This window comes from Microcoleus sp. LEGE 07076, from assembly GCF_015207455.1.
Classification (GTDB): Bacteria; Cyanobacteriota; Cyanobacteriia; order Cyanobacteriales; family Microcoleaceae; genus Microcoleus.
This window is the reverse complement of record NZ_JADEWV010000133.1, coordinates 1-17,287: the sequence shown is the minus strand read 5'-3', so window position 1 is coordinate 17,287 and position 17,287 is coordinate 1. Positions and strand designations below refer to the sequence as shown.

The window sequence follows — 17,287 nt, the reverse complement described above, 5'->3', positions numbered from 1 at the left end:
ATTCCCAATTCCCCATTCCTCATTCCCAATTCCCAATTCCCAATTCCCAATTCCCCATTCCCAATAACAGAAAATCTGGCCTGTGGAAAAACCTGTGGACAAATCACCCTGATTTTGTGGAAAACTTTACTCGATCGCCCAAAAGAATTTTTGCACAAAAATGGGGGGGCGATCGGCAGTACCAACTTTTCCACAAGTTTTCCACAGGTTGTTTTGAGCTGCAAATCCTGTCCCACAAGCATTTAACTTTGTTTTCCACAGTTTCCACAGGGCGATCGACACAAAAAATATTCAATACATAAAAAACACTCGCCAAGCCTGCACCCCCTACACAAATAATTGGCGGCGCGCCACAACCTCAGAAACCGGCTTTATACCAGCCAGTGAACCCTGCACAAAGAAAAATCGGCCAGCCAACTTTCTGTGATAGGATTTGCTTCTGTCTCAAATCCGGTTAATTAACCTTCCTCCCATGAAATTGGTTTGCACCCAAAGTGACCTCAACGCCAACCTCTCGTTGGTTAGTCGGGCTGTTCCCTCCCGCCCGACACATCCGGTACTAGCCAACGTGCTCTTAGTAGCGGATGAGGAAAATCAGCGGGTTAGCTTGACAGCTTTCGATCTCAGTTTGGGCATTCGCACCAGCTTCGCAGCAGAAGTAACAGGCGGCGGCAGTTTTACCATACCCGCTAAATTGCTCAACGATATTGTTTCGAGACTCCCAGATGGAGAGATTACTTTAGAAGACGAAGCCGGGGACACCGTAGCCTATCTCTCTTGCAGTTCTGGCAGCTACCAAGTCAGAGGCATGGGCCCGGAAGAATTCCCAGAATTGCCAGCAATCGAAGCCGGAACAATCCTCAAATTACCACCGGAAGCCTTGATAGAAGGACTCAAAGGAACTTTATTTGCGACAAGCCCCGACGAAGCAAAACAGGTACTTGCAGGTGTGCATTTAAAAGTATTGCAAGATTGCCTGGAATTTGCAGCAACAGACGGCCACAGATTGGCAGTAGTTCAAACTGCAAATGAAAAAACCGAAGCCGAAGAAACCCAAGAAGAATTTGAGGTGACAGTCCCAGCCAAAGCATTGCGGGAAGTAGAAAGAATGCTAGTAATGCGGCAGTGGACTGAACCTGTTACGCTGCATTTCGAGCAGGGTCAAGTAGTTTTTGAATGGGCTGACCAGCGGTTGACAACTCGCACCTTGGAAGGGCAATATCCCGCATACCGACAGTTAATTCCGCCTTCTTTCGAGCGGCAAATTACCTTAGAAAGGCGATCGCTCCTAGCAGCAGTCGAAAGAATTGCCGTTTTTGCAGACCAAAAAAATAACATCCTCAAATGCAGCATCGACGCAGAAAATCAGGAAATCACCTTGTCGGTAGATGCCAAAGATGTCGGTTCCGGCAAAGAGTCAATGCCAGCACAGATTTCGGGAGACAGCATCGACATTGCTTTCAACGTCAAATACTTAATTGACATTTTGAAAACAGCTCAGTCTCCCGAAATTCAACTGCAATTAAACGCTGCTCTTGCTCCTGTAATTTTTCAGCCTTTGGGCGGAGTTAATGCTACATTCTTAGTGATGCCAGTTCAGCTAAGAGCTTAAAAAGAGTCATTAGTCAACAGTCAACAGTCAACAGTTAACAGTCAACAGTCAGTAGTCAACAGTCAACTGCCGACGGTTCCACCAGAATTGTTGATACAATTAATCTGCGTTAATCTGTGTTAATCTGCCTGTATCTGCGGTTAAAAAAAGAGAATTTAGTAACCGCAGATGACAAAGGATTGACGCTGATTTACGCAGATACAGATTAAGAGAGATAGGAATAATTCCGATGCTAACAAATTTGATATGACTTATTACTTCAAATTAATGGCAACAAAATCTCAAATTCCGTCCCCGTACCGGGCGTAGAATGCAAATTCAACTTGCCTTGATGCTTTTCCGTCACAATCTGATGAGTAATTGCTAACCCCAAACCCGTACCTTTCCCAGCAGGTTTAGTGGTGAAAAATGTATCAAAAATCAGCCGCTGAATTTCTGGCGGAATTCCCGGCCCGTTATCGGCAATTCTGATCGCTATCCAAGCATTATTTTGATTTTTCTCCGCTGCTTCTGGGCTGAAGTCGCCGTTTTCGCTGGCGGATGAGAGTTGTTTGGCATTTTGTCGATCGCCCAAAACATAATTTTGGATTAATTGTGAACTTACGCAGTCTCCCTCAAAACTGTCTATTACCTCAGTTTCAATCGTAATCACAGGTACAAATCCTTTTTTTTCTTTTACCTCTTCCAAAGCATCCATCGCATTGCTGACGATATTCATAAATACCTGGCTCAACTGACCAGAATAACACTTAACCAAAGGCAATTCTCCATAGTTTTTAACTACTTTAAATCCGTACTTGAGACGGTTTTTCAGAATTAGCAGCGTACTGTCAATACACTCGTGGAGGTTAGCTTGTTTGCGATCGGTTTCATCCATGTGAGAAAAGGTGTGCAGGCTGGTAACAAGTTCCGTCAGCCTCTGTGATGAAACTTTCATACTTTTTAGAATTTCCACCCAATCTTCTTGCAAAAAATCAAATTCTATCTCTTCTTTGAGTTCGTCAATTTTTTCGCTCTTGCCGACAATTTGCTCGTAAGCAGACACTAACTCCATGATGTCTTTCGAGTAGTTGGACAAAAAGCCGAGATTTCCGCTGATGCAGGTGACGGGATTTCTAATTTCGTGAGCTACTCCAGCTACCATCTGCCCCAAACTAGCTAGTTTTTCGGTTTGAATTAATTGAGATTGAGTTTGCTGCCTCAGCAATTTTGTTGCTAGTTCGTGAATGTTGGATTGGGCTACTAACAGTTCGCGTACATCTACCAAAGTATAAGTTTGAGGCGACACTTGAACCACAATCGGCTCGTAAAGCAGTTCTTTCGATCGCAGCAGCGACTTTCTGGCTGCATCCACAATTAAAGTATTGCTAGGAAAAATCAAAGTCTCAATTTCTGCAAAGCGGTACAAAGCCCTCACAGGTCGTTTTAAAAATAATTCTCGCCCAAAAGGACGGCTGAGAAATTCTAAAAATCTCCGCCGGGAAATCATCCCGACAAATTTACCGAGATCGGTCAAAATGACTCCTGGTAAGAGCAGATTAGCTTCTAACATCTGGGAAATTTTCATGCCCAAATCCGTAGCTTCTACTTTAAAATCGTAAAGCGATAGTTCTTGGAGAGTAGAGTCTAAACCAAGTTCTATTGGGTCAGCTTCGCGCATGGGTTCGACTGCTGTTTCTACGCAGGAAGTATTTAACATAAATTCATCAGCACGCTTTTTTGGGGTTTATTTGCCAACCGACATTGAGCTACCAAACCTCAGCAGGTAAGTAGCTGAGTATTTGGGCTTTTATTTCTCGGTCAACTGTATTTTAAATTACAAAAAAAGCTGACCGCGGTCGATGGGATTTTACTGCTTCAAATATTAGGCAAGTTTGAGTATGACCGAGATAGATGCGCCCTGGCAGTTATGCCTCACTTTATTTTATACTGACTTGAGACTTACTGACGCTTGATTCGAGTATTTAATTATTAATTAACCTTGAGTTATATTGTTAACCTCTTTTTAATTATTAATTAACTTCGAGACAAAAATAATTAATTGATAGTAGAAGAAAATCCCAATTGCCCGATCGCCAAACCTTGCCCTCCAATATACAGAAGAACGATCGCATCCTTGAGTTAAGGCATCGCAACTTAAGGGCGCTTCATGCTCTCGATAGCTACGCTTCACGGCATTTCATGCAATGTCGCAAGCTGCCGCGATTTATTTGTCTTGACATCGGCACAACAAAGTGATATGATATTTTACCTTAGCAGAGGTGAAGATTTGCTGAGTTTAACGGAGGCTTTGACTTTGCACTCAACAGAGGATTAGCCAAAGTACAAACACGCAAGACGGCAGTACCGCTTTGGCGGCTCGGTAGTTGAGAGTATGCCGGGACTGCGAAACTCAATCTACAGCCCTCGAACTGCGATCGGAGCAGCATCGCAATCAACCCGAACAGCAGTCGAAATCCCAGCTCACCTCACCAGACAATTTATGTGTTGACAAACTAGAGGCCCAGTCCCGATCAGTTTATTGCTGGCAGTGGAAAATATTAGTTTGAATGCGGGCGATCGCGCTAATGATTAATAGCTATTAATACATATTCATTTTCAATTATCTGCAAAAAATATGAGGAAAAAGACCATACTGTTTGCCGACCAAATCACTGTAAATTATCAAAATAATTGCTGTAAATTCCCTGTCTAAGGCTGGGAGAGATATCTGATTCAACACTTCTACCCTGTTATTTTTATTTGTGAGGGGTCTGTAACAATGTCTGAGATAAAATCCGGTAGGATCGGAATTATGTAGTGCGATCGTCTCGATCGCGATTCAGGCAGCTTTTCGAGACGATCGCTGAACGATTAAAATATATAATTCTGATGCCACCGGAAACGATATAATTTTTGCCACAAAATTGACTTAAAAATATTACCAAAAAAGCTGAGTAAGGAAATTACGGTTTCCAAATAGTTCTCACAAACTGCTGACAATAACTGTTATGAAAATACCGATTTGCCAAAAATCTGTAAAAAGAATGCTAAGCAAAAAAATGCCAGCAGGTGAATAAAAATTTTAGCAAAAAAAACTATATGCACAAAATCGACAAATGTATAGTATAATAATATTGCGAAATTGAGGATCAGTTGAGAAATACTGTTGAAAAAACTAAATTTATTGAAATAGACAGGTGCAAATTGAGGATTGAAGGCGTACCCAAATTGACTAAATATTTACTGATCGGTTCCACAAAAGCTTACAGTGGCAAGTCTGCCATCGCCCTAGGGATAGCACTCGCACTCCGGGCAAAAGGACTCGCCGTCGCCTACGGCAAACCTCTGGGAACCTGTTCCAGCTCGGAAGGAGCTGGAGCCGAGGACGAAGACGTGCGGTTTGCGGTAGAGACGCTGAAGCTCTCGGAAACTCAGGTGCCGTCAACACTGCTGTATTTGGACGAGGAGACGGTTCACAAGCGTTTGCGGGGAGAAGACAAGACAGACTACCGCCAGTCTCTAGCGCAATATTTGCAAGCCCCCAGCAGTGACTTGGTGCTGTTAGAAGGCCCCGCAAATTTGGAGGAAGGCAGTATGTTTGACTTGTCTTTGCCTCAAGTGGCTGAGGCGGTTGAGGCCTCAGTGTTGCTGGTGACGCGCCCGATCGATCTTTATATAGACGATTTGCTGTCGGCTAAGCGACGTTTGGGTTCGCGCTTGGCTGGGGTTGTGCTTAACGACGTGCCATCCGACAAGCTCGAAGCCGTAACAACGACTGTGCGACCTTTTCTGGAGGCTGCGGGTATTCCAGTGTTGGGAATGCTGCCGAGAAGCGCTTTGCTGCGGAGTGTCAGCGTCAAAGAATTGGTGCACCAATTGAAAGCTGAGGTACTGTGCCGTCCAGACCGTTTGGACTTGATGGTGGAAACCTTGACAATTGGCGCGATGAATGTTAGCTCGGCTATGAAATATTTCCGCAAAGCCAGAAATATGGCGGTAGTCACCGGGGGCGATCGCACCGACATTCAGTTGGCGGCTCTGGAAAGCTCAACTCAGTGCTTAATTCTCACAGGCCACTTGCCTCCTTCTCCTCTGGTAATCGGCAGGGCAGAAGAAATGGAAATTCCAGTTTTGTCTGTGGACTTAGATACCTTAACCACGGTAGAAATTATCGACAGCACCTTTGGCAGCGTGCGCCTGCACGAACCGATCAAGGTGGAATGCGTTACTCAGCTAATGGCAGAACACTTTGACTTGGAAGGTACGATGGCATCCTTGGGTTTGGGATCGAGAGTCGATTAAGTCGCGCCGCCGGAGTTCGACGTATTCGGCAGCGGCAACTGAGGGAAGAAGGTATTCGGTACAAGTAAAAAGCCAGAAATATTTTTTTGAATTAAAAAATAAAAGGGGAAAATTCTTAAATTCTCAATTTTTCAGGAATTATACCTCGATCTGTGGCCGCCAAATGCCTTCTGACTCTCTCAAATCTCGCCATCCCCCAGTCAAATCTGGTAAATGTGCAATTTTTCACTTGTTTTTGGTGGCAATTGCTGGGGAGTCTGCTAAAATCCACAACGTAGTTTTATTTAATTTAATAAATTCTTTGAGTCAATCAATTGAGCTACCCAGAGTTGATGATTTTTTACAAGAACTTGCGGCGATCCAGCAAACCAGCTCCAAGCGGATTGCTCTTTTGGGTTCTCGCCACGTTCCTATTACCCACCAGCAGCTAATTGAGATGCTGAGCTACGCCTTAGTTCTGGGAGGCAATCAGCTCATCACATCTGGCGCTACAGGCACCAATTCCGCCGCGATTCGGGGGGCAATGCAAGCAGATCCTAATCTGTTGACGGTGATTTTGCCACAAAGTATGAGCCGCCAGCCGCGGGAGTCTCGCGAGCAGCTAGAACAAGTGATACATTTGGTGGAAAATCCTAAAAATGATAGCTTGTCTCTCCCGGAAGCAAGCGCCATGTGCAATCAGGAGATTATTTCTCGCTGTCAGCAACTGATCTGTTTTGCTTTTCACGAAAGCCACACTTTGCTGAAAACTTGCCAAGACGCGGAAGAACAGCGCAAGGTGGTTACTCTGTTCTATTTTGATTGAAATGCGAGGCGGATGATGCTGTTGGGATTGCCTGTGTCGGTTATTCTGCTTGATTGTATTGCTGCTGCTGCGGCGCTGGTTTACGCACCGTTTTTGGTCGTTGCTCTCGCCCGCTTGCAGCTAGGTTACGACCAAGCAGCCCCCCGCGCTATGTTTGATAGGTTGCCGGATTACGCTCAGCGGGCAACTTGGGCGCACCAAAATTCGTTTGAGACGTTTATGCTGTTTTCAGCGGCGGCTTTGATGGCTTTTGTGACGGGGGTTGATTCGGAGGCTGCGGGTTGGGCTGCGATCGCTTTTACGATCGCCCGGTTGTTGTTTTCCGTTTTCTATATTCTGAATGTGCCCCTGGGGCGATCGCTCATGTTTGCGATTAGTTCTACTTGCACAGTCTCTTTATTCTATTTCAGTTTGATGGCTGTTAATTAATAGTCATTAGTCATTAGTCATTAGTCAGTAGTGAGTTGGCAGTTGGCAGTTGCTAGTTGGCAGTTGTTAGTTGTTAGTTGATGGTTAACAGTCAACAGTTAACAGTCAACAGTCAACAGTCAACAGTCAACAATGCCCAATGCCCAATGCCCATTACCAAATATTAATTTATGGCTGCTAGTTATTCATTTGATGTTGTCAGCGAGTTCGATAGGCAAGAATTAGTTAACGCTGTTGACCAAACAGTGCGGGAAATTCAAAGCCGCTACGACTTAAAAGATACCAAAACTACCGTGGAATTGGGCGCAGAATCGATAGTTGTAAACACCGACAGCGAATTTACTCTCGATGCAATTCACACTGTTTTACAAACAAAAGCTGCCAAGCGTAATTTGTCTTTGAAAATTTTTGATTACGGCAAAATTGATCCGGCTAGCGGCAGCCGCGTCCGTCAAGAAATCAAACTAAAAAAAGGGATTGACCAGGAAATTGCCAAAAAAATCACTAAATTAATTCGAGATGAGTTTAAAAAGATTCAAGGCTCGATTCAAGGTGACGCAGTGCGCGTTTCTGCCAAGGATAAAGATGATTTGCAGTTGGTAATTCAACGGTTGAAGCAAGAAGATTACCCGATGGCTTTACAGTTTACCAATTACAGGTAAATTGGTGAAAGCTAGATCTGGGATTCCCAGTTGTGCGATCGCACTTCCTTTGCAATTGCTGGGCTTAGGCCACCTAGCCCTCTCAAGGTGACTGCCGAGCCTGCTATCAAAGCCTTGCTGTAGAAAAATGACGGTGACGTGAGTCCACAATTAAAGGTGGTTTCTTCTTCTTGGGGGAACGTGGCTGCTTCAGAAAAGACTTCAAATTCACTCGCCCGGCCAAATCCAACAGAAAATCAGCTAATTGAGACAAGGACAAAGCCTGCATATATGTCCAACTATCAGGTTCAGTTGCGATCGTCATCCCCCGATAAGTCCCTTGAATTTCATCAACTTTCCTAGAATTCCGATAGACTCGACTCAATTTTACCGACACCATGTACACTACCTAAAGCCCTTCGGACTATAGCTAAAATATTGTAAGAAACTAGATCCAAACAGAAAGAAAATAAAGCAGCCTTGGGATCACCCAAGGTTTGAATTTCACCTCAAAATTCTTAGTCACGATTTGAAATAAAGTCTCAACACTCCAACGACCCCGATACAACAGAGCGACATCGGTCGCACTGGCAACAGTTTGAGGTAAACTTGTCAGTAGAGTTGCTAAGCTTGTCGCCAGCAACCGTTGCCGTTCAAGACTCATAAACAATGCCTGAATAAGGAACACCTTGACAGGGCTAGCTTAGGCCACCTTACTTTGCTGCAACCCGATCCGGATGCTGGCTAGATATTGCCATCCAATCAACTTGTATAGCCTTTCTCACGTAGACGAGAAGTTGAGATTTTAGACTTCGGTGTGAGCGCGATCTCGTTGTTTCCCTCGCTTGTCGAAGTGTAGAACCATTTTAGATTAGGGCATTGAGGAATGGTTAATTAATTGGTGAATACCTCACTTCACAACCGCCGTATCAGGATGTTTTTGCCTCCATCAAACCCAGTTTCTGCGTCCCAGACTATATATTGCGTTCTTTTAAGTGGATCTACCTAGCTGGCGAAAGATGGCATGGATATGAGGATACCAGTTATGGATGGCTGCGAAGCCACAAAATACGTCAAATCTATCACCAAAGCCAATGCTACGGCTATAATTACTTTAATCACGAGTGTTTTGGAAGCAGAAATGGCGATCGAGCTTTCTGCTGGATGTGAATAATTCCTTCGCAAACCCTTGGTTGAACATAGGATTTTTGGTATTTGCTCAACCTCTATCAACAACACTTTCCCGAGCCACCAACAATTATTAAAGCAGAAATTGAGGCTATTAACCTAGATTTTCTGCAAGACGACTTGCTGAAACTTCTGAATTCAATGCGGATAGGAACAGAGCGCATTCGGGGAATAGTTCACTCCTTGCAAAATTTCTCCCGTCACGATGAGTCTGAATTGAAAAAAGTGGATATTCATCAAGGTATCGACAGTACGCTGATGCTTCTCCAAAGTCGGCTGAAAGGCACAGCCAAACATCCAGAAATAATCGTGATTAAAGATTATGATCAATTGCCAAAAATTCACTGTTATTCTGGTCAACTAAATCAGGTATTTATGAATCTTCTGGATAATGCGATCGATTCGATTTATAGCAACTCTGTGAGCGTTCAAGGAGAAATAAAAATTCAAACTAGAGTTATGAGCAAAAATCAAATATCAATTAAAATATCCGATAATGGTGGAGGAATTTTGGATAAATCAAAACCAAAATTATTCGAGCCATTTTTTACTACCAAACCCGTGGGAAAAGGTACAGGGCTAGGACTATTTATCTGCCACAAAATCATTGTAAATCAACATGGCGGAAATTTATATTGTCACTCTAATTTCGGACAAGGAGCAGAATTTATCGTGGAAATTCCCATTACTAATTAAATCTGGAGTAAAGACTTACAACTAATATCTGTTTGCAAAAGTGTTGCTACAATTTTCAATTTTACAAGATTATTTGTTTCTTAAGAAAAACTATGTCCGGTCGATTACAATGACAAACTAATCTTACTGTTGTTAATCGATACGATCCAATTTGTAAGAAGTATTGCTACAATCTATTTTTTGGTTTGTTTGCAAGATACCTGGGTGTTGCTGGTGCGTCGCTAGTCAAAAAGTCGATTTTTGGGCAGAAATTTATCGCGGGCGACACACCCTACGGAAGACTGTGGCCTCATATTTTTTAATTGGTATTAATCTCAGCCGTTTCCGTAAAAATGCTCGCTTTTAACTGATATTTAGCAATATTTTGCATAAGTGATACAAGCTGTAGCTGGCGCTACAGCTTGTATAGCGTAAATCCTAATTAAATATCTAAACCGATGATTGTTAACTCGGGAGGATGTTCGACCACAAACTGGTAATATAACTCTTGCTTGGCTTGCGGTGGCATAGAGATTATCCATTCCAAGAGTCCCATTTCACCTGCTACTATCTTCGGATTAGTCTGAGTCAACCGCACTTTTATTTGCTCCTTTAGACTGACGGGCAGTTGCTCTTTTAGTGTCAACTTAGTAGGCACTTGCTGCAAGTTTGTCAAACTTAACCGATAGGCGTAAGTCGTGCGCCGCTGATTGCCGATCAGTTTTTTATCGACTTGTCTTTCGACTAATTCCCGCTCTATTTTTAAGCCCTCATCTATTCCTAAATTAAGCTTAAATTCTTCACCAGGGGAAACATTTTCTAACTGCACATTACCGACAAAAGTATTGTCGCGAAAGATATTGGCTTTACCGGGCAGCAGAGTCGCACCTGTCGTCGGATTGGTGACAATTGCTTGCAAATAAGCAAAGCTGACTAAACTCGGAACGGCTATGTATTGAAGTTTTGAGGGATAATTTTCGCTGAAAATAGTGACTTTGTGCGGCGTGCCGTCGCTGGGAATATTGGTATTTCCTCCTACTTGAAATGAGACGGTACTGCCTTCTCTAGATACTCTTGCTGTGGCGGTTTGAGCTGCTATGGGTTCGGGTGCGGCAGCAGCACTGCGCATAGCCATCATTGCAAATTGTGGCTCGTTTTCCATCTCAAAGTCCATATGATCTGTTCCCATTTCTGCATCCTCAGTCTGTACGCGTCGTGCTTTCATAAATTCTGCGGTTGGAGCAGGTTTTGGGCGAACAATATCGATAAACCAGGGTTGGAGTTTTGGTGGCAAAGTTCCCATTCCGGGTTTTGCTGTGGATAAAGTCAGCGCTACTCCCGTCCAATCTTCGCCTGTGTTTTGGTTGACTTCGGCTAGGTAATTGAGATTGATTTGGTTGTTGGTAGTATTGACTCGCAAGTCGTAGAGGGGAGTCCAACGGGCTCGCGTTACTACATAGGAAACTTCTAGTTCAAAATTGCCGCTACCGCTGGGTTCTATCGCAACAATGATGTTAAAACTTTGTTGGGAATGGGGAGTTTGTAGTTGGCGCAACTGCTGGTGCAAAGCTGTTATTTGTTGGTCTAATTCGCGCTGCTGTCTTTCGTGTTGGGCGATCGCACTTATGTACTTTTTATAATTACTGCCTAAAAAATTGAGCAATTCGCCAGTTTCGTTCAAACCAATCTGCTGTTTGGCGATGCTGCTGGAAAAGAAACCGACACTTTTTTCGCTCAAACCTTCAACAAATTTGAGTTGAATTTTTCGGGAGGCGATTTGGTCTTTTATGGCGCGTTTTTGGGTTTCTAATTCTTGGATTTGTTGGGTTAATTCGGCGATGCGATCGCCCGTAGGTTCGCTACTAAACACTGTTTCGGTGCGTACTCCCAGCAATCGCACTGCGACTGTACCCGCACCGGTGGCCCTGACTGACTCTGTTTCGAGGGTTGCGGGGAGAGAGGCGATCGCCAATTCTCGCTCGTTTCCCGTCAGGGCTACTGTGCCGCGGCGGGTTATCAAAGCGCGATCGGTGTACAGAGTAACTTCAGAAATTTGCGACTCTAGTATTTTGATATTATCGCGATCGAGTAAATCTGAATTAGTCATTGCTACTAATACCTTTACGAAACTCTTTTAATGCTTCCAATGGCGAGGAAAATAAAATGCAACGCTTCAACAAAGATAAGTCTAATTCTGGCAGCAATTCGCTGCTAGCAATCGGCTCATAACCCTGCTCTCGCAAGCGGTAAAGTTGCAGTGTTCCATCTTCCCAAAACCAAACTTCAGGCACACCCATCAGCCGAGATTTCTGAAGTTTAATCGGACTGCCGCTAGTAATTACCACCTCAATACATAAATCGGGAACATCTTTATCTGTCCCGAAACAATAAGACAAATCTGCCTGATACTCGACTTTACCATCAACAATTTGGGTGTAAGCACCGCTGGGAAAAAACTCAATTTCCTTAATTTCAAAGTAGATTGCAAGCAATACGCTAATTATCGATTGAAATGCTTCATGAGGTTTACTAATGCCCACAATTTCTAAAACTCCTTGACAATAAAATAACCGCACTCCAGGCACATTCTCAAAACTAGCTTGAATTGCTTTAAACTGCTGCCAATTCAAACCGCGCCAAGTGAAATGCTGCGAGGCTGTGGGAGAAACTGTGGGATTGTCTATAGTTTGAACCATGACTGTCCTGTTTATTTCAAAATTCTAGCAATAACTCAATGTTAGCTTAGCGGCTCGATTCCCGCCAAATCCAATATTTGCGGAATCAAGTCTTCTCGTTTGACGGCCATCATGTGAACTCCTTGACACAATTGCCGCGCTAGTTTGACTTGTTCGGCTGCAATTTTTATGCCTTCCTGCAAGGGTTCTGGAGATTTTGCCAAACGGTCGATCGTCTCTTGCGGGATGTGAACTCCCGGCACGTATTTTTTGATAAATTCAGCATTCTTAGCGGATTTAAACAAAAATATTCCGGCTAAAATTGGTTTGTTGCAGCCAGCAGCAATGTGGTGCATAAACTTATCAAAAACTTCAAAATCTGTAATTAATTGGCTCTGAAAAAACTGTGCTCCGGCTTCTACTTTTTTCTCGAATCTGCTTTGCAAACCAGACCAACTGGGAGATTGGGGATCGATCGCTGCACCGGCAAATAAATCGGTAACTCCGTCTGTTAAACGTTTGTCATTCCAGTCGGTGCCACAGTTCATTTTTTGAATAACTTGCAGCAGGCGCACTGATTCCAAATCGAATACACTTTTGGCTTTGGGATGGTCGCCGGCTTTGACTGGATCGCCGGTGAGTGCCAAGATGTTATGGATGCCTAAGGCGTGGGCTCCCATGAGATCGGCTTGCAAACCTATTTGATTGCGATCGCGACAAGCAACTTGACAAATCGGCTCAATGCCTTGCTGCAATAGAATCGCGGAAACTGCTAGCGGGCACATTCGCAGCACTGCGCGGCTGCCGTCTGTGATATTAATAGCGTGAACTCTGTTTTTGAGAAGTTCAGCCATTGCCAAAGTATGAGTCATATCGCCGCCTTTTGGCGGGGCAACTTCAGCGGTAATTATAAATTCTCCGGGCGTGGTGCAGGCTGTGCGAAAGCGGTTCATAGTTAGTTTATAGTTGATAGGAAAGCAGTTGACAGTTGACAGGAAAGCAGTTGGCAGTTGACAGTTGGTAGTTGTAATTCTTAACCAGTAACCAATAACAACTAACAACTAACAACTAAACAGGTAAAGAATAACCGAAAGCGGTTTTAACCTTAGTCAGAGTTTGGTTGGCAATGGTTTCTGCTTGTTCTTTTCCTTGACGGAGTACAGATTCTAAATATCCGCGATCGTCCATTATTTCTTTGTATTTATCCTGAATCGGTTTTAGGGCCGTAATTGTCGTCTCTGTCAGCAGGGGTTTAAAATCTCCCCAACCCATATTTTCACACTCCGCTGCGACTTCTGACTTCGATTTGCCCGAAAGCAGGAGATAAAGTGTCAGTAAATTTCTAGCTTCGGGGCGATCTGGATCGTCAAAAGTCAAGCCGCGCACCGCATCAGTTTTGCAGCGCTTGATTTTTTTGCTAATTGTCTCTGGCGAATCCAACAAGTTAATTCGACTTTGTTCAGAAGGGTCTGATTTTGACATTTTGCGAGTCCCGTCAGTCAAACTCATCACTCTCGCGCCATCAGTCCGAATTAACGGTTCGGGAAGTTTTAAAACTGGGTTTTCTGGTGTGCCAAATTGGTGGTTTAATCTGTTTACGATATCGCGGGTGAGTTCCAAATGCTGTTTTTGGTCTTCTCCTACGGGTACTTTGTCGGCATCGTAAAGCAAGATGTCTGCTGCCATCAACACGGGATAATTTAGCAAGCCGGCGTTGACGTTTTCGCCTTGTTTAACTGCTTTTTCTTTAAACTGAATCATATCTTCGAGCCAGTTGATTGGCGTTATGCAGTTGAGCAGCCATGCTAGTTCTGTGTGTGCGGGAACGTGGGATTGTACGAAAATAGTAGAATTTTCTAAATCGATGCCGCAAGCTAAATATAGAGCGGCGATAGTGTAAGTGTCGGAGGCCAGGGTTGCTGGATTGTGCGGTGCGGTAATTGCGTGCAAATCTACTACGCAGAAGTAATTTTCGTACTGGCTTTGGTTTTCTACCCAGTTGCGAATGGCACCGAGATAATTACCGAGGTGAAGATTGCCTGTTGGCTGAACTCCTGAAAGAACACGCTTTTTGCCCATGAGAAAAGAAGAGAATTGAAGTCACATTTCTATATTGACACGTTATTTTGATTTCAGATGCTGTTTGTTGAAATTTATAAAAAACTCGTGGAATATCACTCGGCGGTTGAAACCGCGTCTACAGAAATGAAGACTCGGCGGTTGAAACCGCGTCTACGCAAACGAAGACTCGGCGGTTGAAACCGCGTCTACACAAACGAAGACTCGGCGGTTGAAACCGCGTCTACACAAACAAAGTCCGCCTGCGCGGACTGAAGAATTAACGGGGTATTTAAGGTGGATTGTTTTTATAAATCTGTTTAAATCTCCGTCTTAAAAATCTCGCTGTCAACTGTCAACTATTTTTTCGGTTTGGTGCGCCACCAAGTGATGCCCGCTGCGAAAAGGGCGATCGCAAAACTCAACAAAAAGGAGAATGCAAATGGATGCCACTGCATTACAACTGGGATGTGATGGTTTTGGACTGTCTCGAAGAGTTTGTCTGTACCGCTGGATGCGGCGATTCCTCCGGCTGCTAAACCGACGCCGATCGCCTGTACTGTGCTTTCTAGTCGATCGTCCCGATATTTCTCTTTGTCTTCGCTGTTGCGGAGTTCGATTTGGTTGGTGCGATCGCTCCTGGCTTGTTCTATTTCTACTATGCCGCGAATTGAGGCGATCGCCTGGTCGATTAAGTTTGTCCCGTGGCGGAAATATCCTAAGTCGCCGGCTATTTGCGATCGCATATAAGGAGCAATTTTTATCTCAAAATTATTTAATATAGATACTTCTTCCTTATCGATTCCTAGTATATCACAAATTTTCTGCAAAATGTCAGTGTAATTGTTAAGATTTAGGACGATTGTATTGTCATAATCTTCGAGTTTCCGCAGCAGGCGAGTATAAGTTACTGCTTTGCTGAAGAGTTGCTTTAGCTGTTCCTGAAATTCCTGCAATTGGGCGGCAGTTAAGACAGTTCCTCTGGAAAATTGAGCCTGCAATATCTCCATATTTTTCTCAATAATGCGGTATTCGCGATCGAGTTCGCCGTAAATCATGCGGCTGTCTTGAAAAGCTTTGATAATTTTGTTGCGGTGAAATAGTAGGTTGAGTATTTCTTCTTGGCACTTGTTAAAATCTTTGTCTGTTTGTTCGTCGGAAAGCAGCCAGACAAGCAGGTGGCGGTAATTGGCAGTATCGCTAATTTCACCGTATTCAAAAATCGGACTGCCAAATAACTTACCTGAACGGTAAAATACAGGTGGCGAGTCGCTTTGGAATAAAGCATCGCGACATTTATCGGCGAGGGGTTTGAGGGAATCTAAATTATCGGGCGAGTTTTCGGGAAGCCACGCGGTAATCAGGAGAGTTTGACCTAAAAACTTATCATCGCCGTTGATGAGTAAGGATCGATTTAAGTTAAATTTCTTGATGAAACTCACATCTAAATTATCAGCAGTGCCATCTTCTGGGCAACCTATATTTAAGCATAAAGCATAGCTGTCTTGAATTTCCAGCGGTTGGGCAAAACCTTCTATGGGTGGATTGCTGTTGAATTCCAGTAAGACATTTGGTAACAAATCTTCGCGGTAGCTGGGAGAATTTGGCGGGAAAACTAGATCGGGTGTCACCGCTTCATTGGTGAAGTTGGCGAGGATTTTGTCGCAGTGTTTCCACAGAGGATTATTGCTGCCCTTACTGTCATTTTGCAGTTGGAAAGCGTATAAATAGACATTGGGGGCAGAAATTTTATCACTCATGTTATTGGGGCGGTGGCTATGAATTGGGGCGGGGTTTTCTGAGGTTTTCGAGTAATTCTGGATAGCGGTTTGCTAGTTTTGGTTCTTGTGCCTCTTTTTTGGTGGGTTGCGGTTTTAGTTTTCTCTCAAATTTATTGATTTCATCTGTTATTTTAGGATAGTTTGCACACCAATCGCCAAGGGTGTCAGCTACTTCGTTATTCGACTTATCCGCCATCTGGGATATGATATTGCTGAGATTTGCTAAATCGTCAACCGCCCTGACTTGTTCAAATACTTCGGGTTTAGTTTCAACCGCCCTGACTTGTTCAAAGACTTCGGGTTGAGTTTCAAAGACTGCTAGGAAACCAGAAATAAATTGTTCGTCTGTCATTGCTAATTCCTCCGTTGATTATACTAAGGTCAAAGAAACCGGGTTTCTATGATAAATCTCAATTGGAACAGAAAATCTCCGCAGAAACCCGGTTTCTGATACCAACGCTTATTGCCCAACTGCACAGAAAGCCGCCCAGTATACGGGAGACTCATAAGGTTGATAATCCTGTTTGTAACCGCGCCTGTATTTGTCTTGAATCGTGGTTTTGTGTTCGCGACTCAGCAACTGCGACGCTTCCACCCATTCTAGCAAACCTTTAACAGTCACACTCCGCAGCCACAACTGAGATTCCCGCAAAGCAATCGCCACCGGCGGGCGAGTTTCAGACAGGAAAAGCTCATAAAATCTTATCATCAAAATCGCAGTAGATACGTCATTGACAGCCCACAAAGTGCTGAGTATACTCGTCGCCCCAGCATAGAAAAAACCGCTAGTCAATCCGATATACTCATCTGTGGTATTCCTGGCATCGGTTAACCCAGTTTCGCAGGCAGAAAGGGCTACTAAACGGCACTTACTTAACTCCAAATCAAAGATTTCTGTCAGAGTCAGGCATTCTACGATGTCGTAGTTTTCGCCTCGGCGGGAACGAATATAACGCTTTTCGTCGGAGGGAACCCCAGGCTGGGCGGGCACGGGGGCACCGCCCCTACCAAGGGGGGGAGTTTCATTCTCAGACAAATCATCGTTTTGTAGGGGTAGTGCCCCCGTGCCTACCCTCTTCATCAAGGATTTTGCAGGTGTTTCAGGGATTAGGGCGGGCACGGGGGCACCGCCCCTACCA

18 protein-coding genes are annotated in these 17,287 nt (G+C 44.1%); 8 read left to right on the top strand and 10 right to left on the bottom strand.

The annotated features are described in order from the left end of the window. Both IQ270_RS20220 and dnaN read left to right on the top strand, forming a co-directional pair. Positions 1-302, top strand: a 302-nt coding sequence (locus IQ270_RS20220; RefSeq protein WP_228056542.1) for a hypothetical protein, incomplete at its 5' end; no start/stop codon positions are given. A 170-nt stretch (positions 303-472) separates the two neighbouring features. After that, positions 473-1,612: a DNA polymerase III subunit beta gene (dnaN, locus tag IQ270_RS20215; RefSeq protein ID WP_193974984.1), complete on the top strand. Its 1,140-nt coding sequence runs from the start codon at positions 473-475 to the stop codon at positions 1,610-1,612. A gap of 259 nt (positions 1,613-1,871) precedes the next feature. Here the strand turns inward: dnaN and IQ270_RS20210 are convergent, their stop codons facing one another. Both IQ270_RS20210 and IQ270_RS20205 read right to left on the bottom strand, forming a co-directional pair. After that, the gene (locus tag IQ270_RS20210) at positions 1,872-3,311 is read right to left on the bottom strand and encodes a sensor histidine kinase (protein WP_193974982.1); all 1,440 of its coding nucleotides are present in this window, start codon (positions 3,309-3,311) and stop codon (positions 1,872-1,874) included. 306 nt (positions 3,312-3,617) lie between these two features. After that, positions 3,618-3,785 carry a hypothetical protein gene (locus IQ270_RS20205; protein ID WP_193974980.1) on the bottom strand — a complete coding sequence of 56 codons (168 nt, stop codon included), beginning with the start codon at positions 3,783-3,785 and terminating at the stop codon, positions 3,618-3,620. A gap of 1,013 nt (positions 3,786-4,798) precedes the next feature. Here IQ270_RS20205 and IQ270_RS20200 point away from each other — a divergent pair. The 4 genes from IQ270_RS20200 (at position 4,799) to IQ270_RS20185 (ending at position 7,792) form a co-directional block, all read left to right on the top strand. Continuing rightward, on the top strand, positions 4,799-5,896 hold the full coding sequence (locus IQ270_RS20200) for a phosphotransacetylase family protein (RefSeq protein ID WP_193974989.1): 1,098 nt from the start codon (positions 4,799-4,801) through the stop codon (positions 5,894-5,896). Between the two features lie 301 nt (positions 5,897-6,197). Beyond that, positions 6,198-6,701 carry a DNA recombination-mediator protein A gene (locus tag IQ270_RS20195; RefSeq protein ID WP_193974988.1) on the top strand — a complete coding sequence of 168 codons (504 nt, stop codon included), beginning with the start codon at positions 6,198-6,200 and terminating at the stop codon, positions 6,699-6,701. A gap of 15 nt (positions 6,702-6,716) precedes the next feature. Beyond that, positions 6,717-7,130 (top strand): MAPEG family protein, encoded by a 414-nt coding sequence (locus IQ270_RS20190; protein ID WP_193974986.1) that lies wholly within the window; start codon positions 6,717-6,719, stop codon positions 7,128-7,130. Positions 7,131-7,300: 170 nt separating this feature from the next. After that, the gene (locus tag IQ270_RS20185) at positions 7,301-7,792 is read left to right on the top strand and encodes a YajQ family cyclic di-GMP-binding protein (protein ID WP_193974978.1); all 492 of its coding nucleotides are present in this window, start codon (positions 7,301-7,303) and stop codon (positions 7,790-7,792) included. Between the two features lie 106 nt (positions 7,793-7,898). Here the strand turns inward: IQ270_RS20185 and IQ270_RS20180 are convergent, their stop codons facing one another. Further along, complete coding sequence (locus IQ270_RS20180; RefSeq protein WP_193974976.1) at positions 7,899-8,171, bottom strand: hypothetical protein; 273 nt, start codon at positions 8,169-8,171, stop codon at positions 7,899-7,901. A 630-nt stretch (positions 8,172-8,801) separates the two neighbouring features. Between IQ270_RS20180 and IQ270_RS20175 the strand changes: the two genes are divergently transcribed. After that, the gene (locus tag IQ270_RS20175) at positions 8,802-8,945 is read left to right on the top strand and encodes a hypothetical protein (protein ID WP_193974991.1); all 144 of its coding nucleotides are present in this window, start codon (positions 8,802-8,804) and stop codon (positions 8,943-8,945) included. 41 nt (positions 8,946-8,986) lie between these two features. Beyond that, complete coding sequence (locus IQ270_RS20170) at positions 8,987-9,655, top strand: sensor histidine kinase (RefSeq protein ID WP_193974974.1); 669 nt, start codon at positions 8,987-8,989, stop codon at positions 9,653-9,655. 421 nt (positions 9,656-10,076) lie between these two features. On the opposite strand, the gene IQ270_RS20165 is transcribed toward IQ270_RS20170, so the two are convergent. The 7 genes from IQ270_RS20165 to IQ270_RS20135 form a co-directional block, all read right to left on the bottom strand. After that, positions 10,077-11,741, bottom strand: a complete 1,665-nt coding sequence (locus IQ270_RS20165; protein WP_193974972.1) for a mucoidy inhibitor MuiA family protein — start codon at positions 11,739-11,741, stop codon at positions 10,077-10,079. Further along, positions 11,734-12,330, bottom strand: coding sequence for a Uma2 family endonuclease (locus tag IQ270_RS20160; protein WP_193974970.1), 597 nt, complete (start codon positions 12,328-12,330; stop codon positions 11,734-11,736). The genes IQ270_RS20165 and IQ270_RS20160 overlap by 8 nt, the downstream gene beginning before the upstream one ends. Positions 12,331-12,371: 41 nt before the next feature. Then, positions 12,372-13,262 (bottom strand): methylenetetrahydrofolate reductase, encoded by an 891-nt coding sequence (locus IQ270_RS20155; protein WP_193974968.1) that lies wholly within the window; start codon positions 13,260-13,262, stop codon positions 12,372-12,374. A gap of 115 nt (positions 13,263-13,377) precedes the next feature. Further along, entirely contained in the window at positions 13,378-14,388 is a 1,011-nt protein-coding gene (gene trpS, locus IQ270_RS20150; protein WP_193974966.1) for a tryptophan--tRNA ligase, read from the bottom strand. A gap of 338 nt (positions 14,389-14,726) precedes the next feature. Continuing rightward, positions 14,727-16,127 (bottom strand): hypothetical protein, encoded by a 1,401-nt coding sequence (locus IQ270_RS20145; RefSeq protein WP_193974964.1) that lies wholly within the window; start codon positions 16,125-16,127, stop codon positions 14,727-14,729. 16 nt (positions 16,128-16,143) lie between these two features. After that, entirely contained in the window at positions 16,144-16,500 is a 357-nt protein-coding gene (locus tag IQ270_RS20140) for a hypothetical protein (RefSeq protein WP_193974962.1), read from the bottom strand. Positions 16,501-16,608: 108 nt separating this feature from the next. Next, positions 16,609-17,287: CHAT domain-containing protein (locus IQ270_RS20135; protein ID WP_193974961.1), on the bottom strand; the 679-nt coding region annotated here is incomplete at its 5' end.